This is a genomic window from Alkaliphilus metalliredigens QYMF (assembly GCF_000016985.1).
GTDB classification, from domain to species: domain Bacteria; phylum Bacillota; class Clostridia; order Peptostreptococcales; family Natronincolaceae; genus Alkaliphilus_A; species Alkaliphilus_A metalliredigens.
In genome coordinates this window covers 4,349,842-4,363,343 of the sequence record NC_009633.1, presented here as the reverse complement: position 1 = coordinate 4,363,343, position 13,502 = coordinate 4,349,842, and the positions used below count along the sequence as shown (strand labels likewise).

Annotated in this window: 11 protein-coding genes; 10 read left to right on the top strand and 1 reads right to left on the bottom strand. The window is 36.9% G+C overall.

What is annotated here, in order from left to right; translation table 11 throughout:
• Positions 1–36: 36 nt before the first annotated feature.
• Positions 37–1,269, bottom strand: coding sequence for an aminopeptidase (locus tag AMET_RS20880; protein ID WP_012065279.1), 1,233 nt, complete (start codon positions 1,267–1,269; stop codon positions 37–39).
• 322 nt (positions 1,270–1,591) lie between these two features.
• On the opposite strand from AMET_RS20880, the gene AMET_RS25270 reads away from it, so the two are divergent.
• The 10 genes from AMET_RS25270 (at position 1,592) to AMET_RS20830 (ending at position 13,501) form a co-directional block, all read left to right on the top strand.
• Complete coding sequence (locus tag AMET_RS25270) at positions 1,592–2,677, top strand: polysaccharide deacetylase family protein (protein ID WP_012065278.1); 1,086 nt, start codon at positions 1,592–1,594, stop codon at positions 2,675–2,677.
• Between the two features lie 172 nt (positions 2,678–2,849).
• The gene (locus AMET_RS20870; protein WP_012065277.1) at positions 2,850–3,167 is read left to right on the top strand and encodes a hypothetical protein; all 318 of its coding nucleotides are present in this window, start codon (positions 2,850–2,852) and stop codon (positions 3,165–3,167) included.
• A 174-nt stretch (positions 3,168–3,341) separates the two neighbouring features.
• Positions 3,342–3,860 (top strand): RNA polymerase sigma factor, encoded by a 519-nt coding sequence (locus AMET_RS20865; protein ID WP_012065276.1) that lies wholly within the window; start codon positions 3,342–3,344, stop codon positions 3,858–3,860.
• On the top strand, positions 3,857–5,164 hold the full coding sequence (locus AMET_RS20860) for a DUF4179 domain-containing protein (RefSeq protein WP_012065275.1): 1,308 nt from the start codon (positions 3,857–3,859) through the stop codon (positions 5,162–5,164). The genes AMET_RS20865 and AMET_RS20860 overlap by 4 nt, the downstream gene beginning before the upstream one ends.
• A gap of 83 nt (positions 5,165–5,247) precedes the next feature.
• Positions 5,248–6,654 (top strand): sigma-54 interaction domain-containing protein, encoded by a 1,407-nt coding sequence (locus AMET_RS20855; protein WP_242661345.1) that lies wholly within the window; start codon positions 5,248–5,250, stop codon positions 6,652–6,654.
• A 387-nt stretch (positions 6,655–7,041) separates the two neighbouring features.
• Positions 7,042–7,695, top strand: a complete 654-nt coding sequence (locus AMET_RS20850) for a CoA transferase subunit A (RefSeq protein ID WP_012065273.1) — start codon at positions 7,042–7,044, stop codon at positions 7,693–7,695.
• Positions 7,695–8,357 (top strand): 3-oxoacid CoA-transferase subunit B, encoded by a 663-nt coding sequence (locus AMET_RS20845; protein WP_012065272.1) that lies wholly within the window; start codon positions 7,695–7,697, stop codon positions 8,355–8,357. Before AMET_RS20850 ends, AMET_RS20845 begins: the two co-directional genes overlap by 1 nt.
• Positions 8,358–8,982: 625 nt before the next feature.
• A complete protein-coding gene (locus tag AMET_RS20840) occupies positions 8,983–10,323 on the top strand; it encodes a sigma-54 interaction domain-containing protein (protein WP_012065271.1) in 1,341 nt (446 codons plus the stop codon).
• Between the two features lie 481 nt (positions 10,324–10,804).
• Complete coding sequence (locus AMET_RS20835; RefSeq protein ID WP_012065270.1) at positions 10,805–12,100, top strand: CitMHS family transporter; 1,296 nt, start codon at positions 10,805–10,807, stop codon at positions 12,098–12,100.
• Positions 12,101–12,145: 45 nt separating this feature from the next.
• The gene (locus AMET_RS20830) at positions 12,146–13,501 is read left to right on the top strand and encodes an acyclic terpene utilization AtuA family protein (RefSeq protein ID WP_012065269.1); all 1,356 of its coding nucleotides are present in this window, start codon (positions 12,146–12,148) and stop codon (positions 13,499–13,501) included.
• Position 13,502: the final 1 nt, after the last annotated feature.

The window sequence follows — 13,502 nt, the reverse complement described above, 5'->3', positions numbered from 1 at the left end:
AAAGGGTAACGAATTCATTCGTTACCCTTTTACGTGTTATATAACCCAATTGCCAGCTCTAAAGATTGCTTCTCGATCTCCATTGGCGGTTTCACCATCAACATCTATACCCGGTGAACCAATCATGAAATCAACATGGGTTAGGCTTGTATTGGCACCATGTGCTTCAAGCTGATCTTTATTCATTTTGCCACCATCCTTAATACAGAGGGGATAGGCACTTCCAATGGCTAAATGAGAGGAAGCATTTTCATCAAATAAGGTATTATAAAAAATAATATTCGTATTGGAAATAGGCGAGTCATGGGGAACCAAGGCAATCTCACCGAGGTAATGGGACCCTTCATCGGTGTCAATGAGCTTTTGCAATGTGGCATATCCCTTTTCAGCTGTGAAATCAACAATCCGGCCTTTTTCAAAGGTTAAGGTGAAGTTTTCCAGCAGGTTACCTCCATAGCTTAGAGGTTTTGTACTTTGAACAATACCGTTAATGCCTTCCTTTAAAGGCATTGTGAAAACCTCCTCGGTAGGTAGATTAGGGACAAAATATCTGCCCTGGTCATTGGATAGACCTCCACCAATCCATACATGGCCTTCAGGAAGTTCTATTCGTAAATCAGTACCAGATCCCTTGAAATGTAGCATCTTATATTTTTTGCGATTTAAATATTGCAGTTTGCTTTTTAAGTTCTCAATATGTGTGCTCCATGCCTTAACAGGATCATCCGTTATGACTCGGGTGGCTTTAAATATGCTATTCCATAGGGTTTCAACTTGTTTTTCTTCAGCTACTTCAGGGAAGACCTTGGCAGCCCATTCGGGTGTAGGGGTAGCGATGATAGACCAACAAACTTTACCACTTTGCGTATAGGTTTTAAACTTTTCTAAAACTTGGCCACGGTACTTATTCATTGTAGCCACCCGTTGTGGATCTGCATCCTTTAACAAGTCGGGGTTTGCGGCAGAAATTGATAAAAAGGCTGCTCCCCCTTGAGCCATTTCTTCAAATCCTGTAGCTTTCCATATTGGAAAATCCTCTAATCCTTCTTCTGGTGCATGGGTCAGTTTTAAAAGAGTCATTAACTCATCACCCCATTCAACATGAACATTTTTAGCGCCTGCTGCATAGGCTCTTTCTGCAACAATTCGAACAAAGTCTGCTGATTCAATTGGTGCATTGATGACCAGGGTCTGTCCAGCCTGCAAATTAACACCAATACGAACCGCAAGATCTGCATATTTCATCAGATTATTCTGGAAGTCTTCCATATAATCCCTCCTTTTGAGTTTTAGTATAGCATAGGGCAAAAATATAGTAAATATTGCCTTTATAGAATATTTAAGTAGTATACCCAATTAAGTAGATGACCAAAAGTTCGTACTTTAACTTTTGCGTCAGTCACTTAGTCATCAATCAGTCAATTCCTTACCATAGAAATGTCGTGATTTCTTTTCTATGGCGAATACATGGTAATCCTTCCACTAATTACAACTAGATATAAAGTATAGATTATCATATCATAATGTATATACCAGATTTGGTAAATGTGATATATCATTTCTGATATATTGATAGAAATGAGGGTTGCCCATGAAGAAATTTTTTCAAGTTATAATAATGACAATGGCCTTTATGATACTATTTCCCTCTACAGTCCAAGCGGCACAGGTACATCGTGTTGCCCCTAGAGACAATTTGTCCAGTATTGCCCAAATGTATGGAATAACAGTAGAAGAGGTCATCCTTCAAAATGGTTATTTGAAAAAGCCAGGTTCGATATTCCCAGGACAAGTGTTAATCATTCCTAAAATAGTAGAGGAAAATGTTTATCACGTTAGACATGGAGATACACTATATCGAATTGCTCAAAAACTATCTGTTACCATGGCTGGAATTGCCAAAGAAAATCAGCTGGTGAACTGGAATGTGATTTATGTGGGGCAAGCATTAAACATACCTAGCGTTCAAGGAAGTACCCAATTAAAGGAACCAAAACCAAAACCAGAACCAGAGTTTCAACACACAGTATCTGAAATGCTTAAAATGTTCCCGGAAACTTTCTATCGAAAGGGACAGGGAAGTGGCAATCAAATTGCGTTAACATTTGATGATGGACCAAACACAATATATACACCACAGATTTTAGATATTCTAAAGCAATATGATGTACCTGCCACTTTCTTTGTGATGGGGTCCAGAGTAGAGAGGCATCCAGAGGTAGCCCAGAGGATTGTAGCGGAAGGGCATGTGATTGGGAATCATACTTGGAACCACCCAGACCTGAGAAAAGTATCTGTTGATGAGTTGGTAGATGAAATGAACCAAACTGAAGATGCGATTGTAAGGACAACAGGACAAAGACCAGCATTGATGAGACCACCCTATGGTGCCATTAATCCTAACGTATTACAAGGGTTAAAGGATATAGAATATAAGGTGATTAACTGGTCGGTTGACTCAGTGGACTGGAGAGATCAAGATGTAGACCAAATATTAATTAATACACTACCGGGTATTGAAGGAAATGACATTGTATTATTCCATGATGCTGGTGGAGAAAGTCAAAGTAGAACAGCAACAGTAGAAATGCTACCAGAATTAATCAAGACATTAAAAATGCAAGGATATGAATTTGTGACAGTAGACCAGATATTAAATATTTCCCCTTATAAATAAATTGAAGCTCTTAGGTGCCAGGAGGTAACCTAAGGGCTTTTATATTGCTTAATAAAATCCATGCTTTACAATGTTGTAATCCTCATATCCAAAGACCACAGTAACGGATTGGCGGAAAAGCACATATAATAATTAAATGACGATGAATTAATGATTGAAGGGAGAGAGAAAAATGAAAGAAGAAAGTGTAAATGAAAGTGTAATAGAGAAGGATATGGAGGCGTTAGAAGACCGGTCAGTATCAGAAAAAGCTGAGCAGCATATGCGTGAAATTAATAAAGAAAAGACCTACCTCCTTGAATTGCAACAACAAGAGGTACAACGAGCAGAACAGCTACAACGACTAGAATTGATAATTGATTTAGTTCAAGATGAGTTGAACAGTAAAACAGAAGAAATCAAAAATCTTCAATCTGAAGTTGACAAACTTAAGCCAAAGCATAAAGCAATGATTAGAAAAGAGCAACTTGATGTAGGGGATTCCATGTAAGAAGTAGAAAATATACAAAGCGATTAAATGCATACAATAAAGAAGTAGATAATTTTAAATTATCTACTTCTTTATTGTATATAGAGTGGTGGTTTTCCTATAGAATAAAAAAGAATTATAAAATGAACTTTCTTCATAGAAGGATACTCTTATAAGTAGAAGGGAGGTTAACCAGTGGATGAACTAGTTAAAATTAGACAGGCTAAATTAGGTGATAAAGAGGCCTTAGTGGCATTAATTATGGGTCAGCAGAACGAATATTATAGATTGGCCTATAGCTATACACAAAATAAAGAAGATGCATTAGATGCGTTAGAGGATATGATCGTTATTTTATATGATAAGATCCACACATTAAAAAAGGATGAGGCCTTCTGGTCATGGAGCAAGACAATTTTGGTAAACCAATGTAAAAAAATACTGAAGAATAGAAAAAGAACTGTATCGATCAAAGAAATTGATCAGGAAGAGACAACAGATAAGATAGGAGAAACTGAGGATACCATGGACTTAGAGCAAGCATTGGGACAGTTAAGTGCTAAGCATCAGGAGGTCATTCGATTGAGGTATTATCTAGATTTGGATTATAGGAGTATTTCAGAAATGACACAGGTTCCATTGGGAACAGTCAAGTCTAGAATTTCTGTAGGAATAGATAAGCTCAGAATCATATTAGGAGGTGTCAATACATGAAAACAATAGAAGAGAAGCTTAAGGAAAAGCATGAAGTATATGAGAAAATCACTGCGCCAGATGAATTAGAAGAAAGATTAAGAAACGCCTTAGATCAAAAGAAACCAAATCACAAGAAAAGAACACCTTGGAGAAGGTATACTTTGGTAGCTTCCTTGATATTGGTTATTTTTGTGGGATATCATTTTGATACATTTGCATATTATGGAAAGCGTTTAGTGGGCTATGATACGGTTATGTCTGATAGCTTAAAGGAATTAAATGAGCTAGGAAGAGGGCAAGAAATAGGAAAATCATATGAGTTTGAGAATGGTGTGACATTGACCCTTGACGGTATCATGGTAGATGACAATCAAATGATCGCCTTTTACCAACTAAAGGACCCAAATGGACAGTTGGACCAATATCATACCCAGGAAACCTTTAAAGGTTTTTTTAAGAATTATTGGATGGGCAGTGGACAAGGATATTCAGAAAATTGGGAGCAGGAAATGATATCAATGGGATCATTTGATTCCCCAAGATTTTTTGAGCGAAGGTTAACCTTTGAATTGGTACTTCAAGGAGAAAACTTTTATGAAAAAGCAACCATCCCTTTTACATTAAATCGTAATGAGGCAATGGGACACATGATCAAACAAAAGATAGGACAGGAAATGAATATAGAGGGCACAGAAATCACATTAGATCACATTACAGCCACAGCAACCCAAACAGTGATTGAAGGCAAAATAGGAAGCTTGGTGGATTTAATAGGTGAAAGGGTTTCTGGAGAAATGACCAGATTTCCAAGTATGGTGATGGCGCTAAAGGCAGATCATGATTCAGTTCCTTCTCAAGGATCGGGTATGAGAACGGATCATCGAGGAACTACCTTTGAGATGAGGTTTGATCCACTACCTGAAGAGATGGAAACACTGACGGTAGAAATATCAGAATTAATGGTAAGTCGAAGGGGGATTGAAGCAATTGAGTTAAATCAAGATGCTATGCCTTTAGTAGTTAGTATTGAGGAACAACCAATTATATTTGAAAGCCTAGAGCAAAAAAATGGAGAAATACATCTGGTTTTTAATTCGGAAGAAACAACACAACTCTATGATGTTACCTTAATGGTAGATGGAGAGAAGGCTCCATTTCTACGGACGGAAGCTTTGGAATATGAAAAAACAGTAGAAGGCAAAATACAGTATAGACGGAAGGCAATTTTTCAAGGAGAAGGAAATGAAATGGTGCTTCATATTGGGCAACTTAACTTCTCCAAAAGGGTAGAGGGAGCGAAGATTGATATTCCATTAAAGTAGTTGGTCATCATAGCAAGGGAAATGTAAACATGTGGCGAATAACTACTAGTAAGATGACATTGAGTAAGGTGTAGGTGATGATAATGAAGCAAAATGAAGTGGAAATAGAATCCAGTGAAGACCAACTACAGCAATTAAAGGATAGTTTAGAAATGATCGAGGAGTTACTGGATAATGCATATCATGGAATGGTCTTAGTCGATCATGAAGGAAGAATTATAAAGTGGAACTATGAAAAATTGATGGGAATTAAAGAAGAAGAAGTGCTTATGCGACCGGTTGAAGAAATTATTGAAAATACACGATTACACATTGTAGCAAAAACAGGAGAAAAAGAACTGTTTGACGTGCAGAAAATACAAGGGTACGACATGATCACCAGTCGTATCCCTATTGTGAAAGATGGAAGGGTAATTGGAGCAGCAGGAACAGTACTTTTCAAGGACGTTAAGGAATTGGAGTCCTTAGTTAAAAGGATGAAGGTGCTAGAGAGTACAGTTGATGAATATCGGGGAGAAATTAAAAGACTACACCGAGCAAAGTATTCATTTGAACATATTGTGACTCAAAACCGTCAAATGATCTATTTAAAGGAATTGGCTAGAAAGGCAGCGGAAAGTAATTCCACTGTGTTAATTCAAGGGGAAAGTGGCACGGGCAAAGAATTTTTTGCCCATGCCATTCATCGTGCTAGTTTGAGACGATATGGTAGTTTTATTACAATTAATTGTGCTGCGATTCCAAATGAACTACTGGAGTCAGAGCTTTTTGGATATGATGCAGGAGCCTTTACCGGAGCTAAAAAGCAAGGAAAAGTGGGTAAGTTTGAACTGGGCAATGGAGGAACGATTGTATTAGATGAAATCGGAGCCATGCCATTGGAGATGCAGGCGAAGATACTTCGTATTTTAGAGTCTAGAGAATTTGAACGAATTGGAGGAAATGATCGAATTCAACTTGATGTTCGGATCATTGCTGCAACCAATGAGCCATTAGAAGAGGCCATAAAGGAAGGGCGCTTTAGACAAGACTTATATTATAGACTTAATGTCATTCCCATAGAAATTCCGCCGCTACGAGAGCGGATTGAGGATATTCCAATATTAGCTCAACGCATTCTAGAAAAATTAGCAGTAGATCTTGGAATTGAAATGAAAGAATTGACATTTGAAACAATAGAGGTATTAAAAAAGTATCAATGGCCAGGAAATGTAAGGGAGCTAAGAAACACATTAGAACGGGCTCTAAATATCGTTCAAGGCGATATGATTTATCCAGAGGATCTACCAGGACATTTAATTGAAAGTTCCTCTAAGAGCTCTTATAGTCATTCATTACTCTTAAAGGATATAATGGCTAAGACAGAAATTGAAGCAATACAAAGTGCTTTAAGGGATAGTAATGGTAATAAGAGTGTCGCTGCAAAGCAACTGGGAATCCACCGAACTGCTCTATACAAGAAAATTCAGGCTTATGAAATGAATAAGTGACAAAATGTGTATCAAAAAATCTACACTATCATTAAATTGTGTCGTTTTTTTGATACGCAATGGAAAGTCTTCAAGATGCTAAAGGCAACAATTAGAGAAACTACTTGGGTGATAAGTATAAATTGTATCAAATAAGCGACACTTTAGAGCTAAAAGATAAAATATATTGATTGAGAGTGGCGGTTGTGAATGATCAAAGTATTGGAATATCAATTAAAAAATAAAATGGCTTCCTGATAAGAAGTGGTATGGAAATTGCTTTAAATAAGACTCAGGTATGAGAAAGAGAATAGAAGGTCATACTGAAACCTTCGTTTTTTAGAGATGCCTAAACTAGTACAAGATATGAAATCGAATAGAATGATAAAATTGGTGGAGGTGCCGTTAATGTCTAAGGTCAAAACAATGCAAGAGGCAATCGAATATATTCAAGATGGGATGACAGTCATGGTGGGAGGATTTTTAGGATGTGGAAGCCCCCATTATGTGATTGATGCCTTAGTAGCTAAAGGGGTAAAAGAGTTGACTTTAATTTGTAATGATACAGCCTTTCCTGAACAAGGTGTTGGAAAAATGATCGTCAATAAGCAATTTAAAAAGGTGATCGTATCCCATATTGGTACAAATCTTGAAACGGGAAGACAGATGAACGAAGGGGAAACCGAGGTGGTACTAGTACCCCAGGGAACATTGGTTGAGCAGATTCGTGCAGGTGGAGCCGGACTAGGTGGATTTCTAACCCATACGGGTGTGGGAACAAGGGTAGAGGAAGGCAAGGAAAAAATTGAAATCAATGGCAAAACCTACTTACTTGAAATGCCACTAAAGGCTGACGTAGCCATTATATTTGGCAATAAAGTAGATAAAAAAGGAAATATCTATTATCGAGGAGCAAGCAGAAACTTTAATCCTGCCATGGCCACAGCTGCTGATGTGGTCATCGTAGAAGCAGAAGAAATTGTAGAAGCAGGGGAAATCGAACCTGAAAATGTTGTGACCCCGGGTATCTTTGTAGATCACATTGTAAGGGGTGAAGTGTAATGGATAAAAAACTAATAAAACAGTTTATTGCTAAACGTGTTGCAAAGGAAATGAAAGACGGAGATGTTGTCAACCTAGGAATTGGATTGCCGACCTTAGTGGCTAATTATATTCCTGATGAGGTAGATATTATTCTGCAATCGGAAAATGGTTTTGTAGGTTTAGGAACCATGCCTCAGGAAGGGCAAGAAGATCCATGTGTAGTCAATGCAGGAGGGCAGCCTGTCACCATAAAAAAAGGAGGAGCCTTCTTTGACAGTTGTATGTCTTTTGCGATTATCCGTGGAGGACACGTGGATGCAACCGTATTAGGTGCTTTACAGGTAGATGAAAAGGGTAATCTAGCCAACTGGATGATTCCAGGAAAGATGGTTCCAGGAATGGGAGGTGCCATGGACTTGGTTGTAGGAGCAAAAAAGGTGATTGTTGCCATGGAGCATACAGCTAAGGGCAATCATAAAATATTGAAGCAATGTACATTACCCCTAACAGCTATACAACAGGTAGATATTATTATTACTGAAATGGGCGTAATGGAAGTGACCAAACAAGGACTTGTGCTCAGAGAGATCAATCCAGAATTCACAATTGATCAGGTCAGAGAAGCCACAGGAGCCGAATTAGTGATTGATGAAAATGTGAAGAAGATGGATCTAGTCTAGAATAGAAAAAGCCTTTACAAGTAAAGTCCCCTAGAAAATTCTAGAGGACTTTTTAATGTCTAGGAAATTATACTTTGAAATTTCCTAGACATGGGGAGTGCAGAGGGGTATTCTCCTCTGTCGTATGCATCCGTCAAATACAGCACACCTTTACAAAAAATAAATCCTAGCACTGATTTTAGCTCAATAACTAGGATGGTTGCTGCTTGATTATAATGAATTGCTTTTCTTCACTTACTCTTTGGAACAACTAGTGGCGACATTTGATGAAGTCACGCTAAATAAGCCTCGAATTCGGGCCTTAGTTCTTTATCACGTGCTTTGCACCGTTCTTCAACGGTTATATTTTACTTTTGATACATCAAGTAAGCCACAAGGCTAGGGGATGCAAAGCTTCCATGTATGACTGGTGTTGGAATTTGTGCTGTGATTATCGGGGGGATCTTCTATTTGTTGAAATGATTTTATTATGACCGTGGTTCAGTTCCTAGGTGAACTGTATTTGACGGATACATTTATTGAAAACATTACTAGTCTTTCTAATTACTGACAAATCCATTTTTATGATAGAATAAGGAAAAGGAAGATGTAGTAATCAATACCCTTCATATAGGAGATGATAGCAATGCAAATCACTGAAACAGAAAAAATCATATTTGATTCGCTTTATGATGGTGTCCTTATTGCAGATGAAAATTCCACTGTTCGATATATAAACCCTTCCTATACGAGAATTACAAAGGTAGAAAAAGAAGATATTTTGGGAAAGTCTCTGATAGAAATTAGGCCTGGAGCTAAATTGCCATCGGTGATTAAGAATGGAAACCAACGCTTAAGAATTCCAAGAAAAGTAGATGGAGTTGAATACTTTGTTAATATGGTACCTATTAGAGAAAATGGAGAAGTTATTGGAGGCATATCTATACTAAATGAGATAAATGATATTTACAAACTTACAGAAGCACTAAATCAATCCAATATAATGATACAGAAACTCCAAAAGCGGATGAAAAGAATGGGAAAAGCAAAGTATAGTTTTGATGATATTATTAGTGTGGATGAAAATTCTATGAATTCTAAAAACTTAGCTAAAAAAATAGCCAACAAAAACTCTAATGTATTGACCACGGGGGAAAGTGGAACTGGTAAGGAACTTTATGTCAACGCCATACATAATGCTAGCAATAGACAAAATGGTCCTTTTATAGCTGTTAATTGTGCTACTTTTGAGAGTAATTTACTTGAAAGTGAGCTCTTTGGTTATGAGGAAGGATCTTTTACTGGGGCAAAAAAAGGTGGAAAGATAGGTTTATTTGAAGTAGCTAATGGAGGAACTTTATTTCTAGATGAAATCTCTGAAATGAACTATGGACTTCAAGCAAAATTATTAAGGACTCTTCAGGAAAATACTATACGTCGCATAGGTGGATTAGAGGAAATTTCTATAGACATTAGACTGATATGTGCTTCAAATAAAAACCTCAAAAATATGGTTGAAGAAAATAAATTTAGAGAAGATTTATATTATCGGATTGCGGTTTTTCCCATCAACATACTACCTCTTCGCTACAGAAGAAAAGATATAGAGCCGTTGGCTCTTCATTTTTTAAACGAAATGAATACTAAAACAGAAAGACAAGTAGAAATTTCAGATGATGCAATGAGAATACTCCAAAATTATGAATGGCCAGGTAATATAAGAGAACTAAAGAATGCAATAGAATTTGCAATACATATGGTAGAAGAAAATATCATTAAGTTAGAACATCTTCCTAAAATAATACAAATCGAGGGGATAAAGAAAAACATTGTACTCCCAAAAAAATTAGAAGAAATCATTAAGGAAACTGAAGCTATGGAAATAAAAAAGGCAATGTTGATTTATGGAAACACCGTAGATGGTAAGAAAAAAGCTGCTGAAGCTTTAGGAATCTCTTTAGCAACACTTTATAATAAATTAAAATGAGGATTGTTGAGCAATAGAGAAATTTCTAAAATACTAGAAATTAGTCAAAAAAATTTCTAATAATTTAGAATAGTTTATAAAGAAGGGAAAGGATAAAAAATCATAATCCATTAAACCTATGATTTAAAGACATTACGTAGGTTAAGTGTATATGTCTGTAGATGAAGAGGAAAGATTGTTACCTCTTCTTTTTATTAACTATTTTTAAAAGCCTAATGAGGTTTCTAAAAAATTAGAAATCATATTGGTCAGTGTAAATAGTTAAATATAATCACAGGAAATTCTTAGGCATCAAATAGGAGAAAAAACAATTATCATAAAATAGAAGAAGGTTGAAATTTTAGTAATAGATAAAATGCTATTAGAAAAAAGTCCTATGGAATTTAAGATTAGTGGGTTGGGAAATCCAGTAATTCGATTGTTGGCATAAAACTTGCTTTTAATATAGAGTGAAAACAATAAATTATTAGGAGGTATTTTTATGTTAGCATTACTTGGTTTTCTTGCAATCGTTGTCTTATTAGCGCTTATTATGACTAAAAAAACATCACCAGTGGTAGCTCTAGTAGTAGTTCCAATCATAGCGGCTCTTCTCGGGGGCTTTGCTTCTGAAGTTGGAGGCTTCATTACAGATGGTATTAGATCCATAGCACCAACAGGAACAATGTTTATTTTTGCTATCCTATTTTTCGGGATATTAACGGATGCTGGGACATTTGAGCCAATTGTTAATAGGATTCTTGGTGTAGTTGGTAAAAACCCTGTAAAAATTGCAATAGGAACAGTTGTATTGGCTGCAATTGTTCATCTAGATGGTTCAGGAGCTACTTCGTTTCTAATAGCAATACCAGCATTGCTACCATTGTACGATGCTCTTGGTATGAGAAGACACACCTTAGCTACTATCGTAGCACTATCTGTTGGTGTTATGAACATGGTTCCTTGGGGCGGACCAACATTAAGGGCAGCCTCATCACTTGATGTACCTGTGAGCGAGTTGTTTAATCCAATGCTTATACCTTTCGCTGTAGGAATGCTTTTTGTTCTATTTGTAGCTTATCGTCTGGGAAAGCAAGAAAAAGATAGAATTGGACATTTAGATACAGAAAGCATTGTAATTGATCATGAAGCCAATGAAGAAAAAGCTAGACTTGCTAGACCACAGCTATTTTTATTGAATATTTTTACTATAGTAATAACTTTATTTATTCTTATTAAAGGGATACTTGCACCACATGTTATCTTTATGTTAGCCTTTGCTATTGCATTAACAATCAATTATCCAAATGTAAAAGAGCAAAGAGAGAGAATTGATGCCCATGCAAAAGCCGCTCTTATGATGGCCAGTATATTATTTGCTGCTGGAGCATTTATTGGTGTCATGACAGGCTCTGGAATGATAACTGAAATGGCAAACTACACAGTTGCCATTATTCCACAATCTATGGGGAGATTTATACCTGTAATTACTGGTATAATAGCTATGCCTGCAAGCTTATTATTTGATCCAGACTCCTTCTATTTTGGAGTACTACCAGTACTTGCACAATCCGCTGAAGCATTTGGTGTTGCAGGAGTGAATGTAGGTAGAGCGGCAATACTGGGACAAATGACTACTGGATTTCCAGTAAGCCCACTTACTGGAGCAACTTTCTTGCTTCTAGGCCTTACAGGTGTTGATTTAGGTGAGCATCAAAAGAAAACCATTCCATATGCTTTTGCAACAACTATTGTTATGTTGATAACAGCACTAATTGTTGGAGGTATCAGATTATAGTTTCTATACTACTTTTCACTTGAAAAATATTAGGAGGTCAACAGAATGAAAACAATTCGTATCGGCTCTGGAGCAGGCTATGCAGGAGATAGACTTGAGCCCGCAGTAGAACTTATGGAAAAAGGAAATCTAGATTATATTATCTTCGAATGCTTGGCGGAGAGAACCATTGCCATAGCACAAGAAGAAAAACTAAAAAATCCTGATAAAGGTTATAATGGACTTTTGGAATATCGCATGGATAAGGTTTTGCCATTATGTGTTGAGAAAAAGGTAAAGGTGATTACCAATATGGGTGCTGCAAATCCTCAATCCGCTGCTATTGTTATCAAAAAAATGGCAGAAGAAAAAGGTATCAAAGGATTGAAAATAGCGGCGGTATTAGGGGACGATATTTATGATAAGATAGATAAATATATGGATTATGATGTGCTGGAGTTAGATGCAAAGCTAAAGGATATTAAAGATCAAGTTATTTCAGCCAATGTTTATATAGGTGCTGATGGTGTGGTAGAGGCTTTGAAAAATGGGGCAGATATCGTTGTTACTGGCAGAATAGCAGACCCAGCTCTGGTCCTTGGACCTATCCTATATGAGTTTGGATGGGATAGTGAGGATCATGAAAAGATTGGTAAAGGTATTATGATAGGCCATTTACTAGAGTGTGCTGGTCAAATTACTGGAGGATATTTTGCTGATCCTGGATATAAGGATGTACCTGAACTTTGGAAGCTTGGTTTTCCTATAGCTGAGATAAATGAAAATGGTGAAGTTGTCATCACGAAGGTTGATGGATCAGGAGGAACTGTTACTACCCAGACCTGTAAAGAACAATTAATTTATGAAATCCATGACCTCACTGCCTATGTAACGCCTGATGGGATAGCTGATTATTCTGATGTTACAATGGAACAGATAGGACTAGATAGAGTAGAAATCAAAGGTGCTACTGGAAAGAAAAAACCAGACACTTTAAAGGTAAGCATGGGTTATAGGGATTGTTATATCGGAGAAGGAGAAATGAGTTATGGCGGTAGTGGTGCCTATGAAAGAGCAAAGCTTGCAGGAGAAATCGTAAAGAAAAGATTAGAATATACAGGTGTAAATATAGAAGAGTTTAGAATTGATTATATTGGTATCAATTCCCTTTATAAAGATCAAATTAGCGATGCTATGATTCGTGAAAGATCAGTGTGCAAAGAAGTGAGGTTAAGGGTTTCAGGAAGAACAGCAGAGCGAATGGATGCAGTGAAAATAGGCAATGAAGTAGAAGCTTTATATACTAATGGACCTGCCGGTGGAGGTGGAGCTACTCAAGGGGTAAAAGAAATAGTTTCCATAGCTTCCATTTTTATACCACGGGAAGATATTAAGATAGAAGTCAACTACGAGGAGGCTTAAA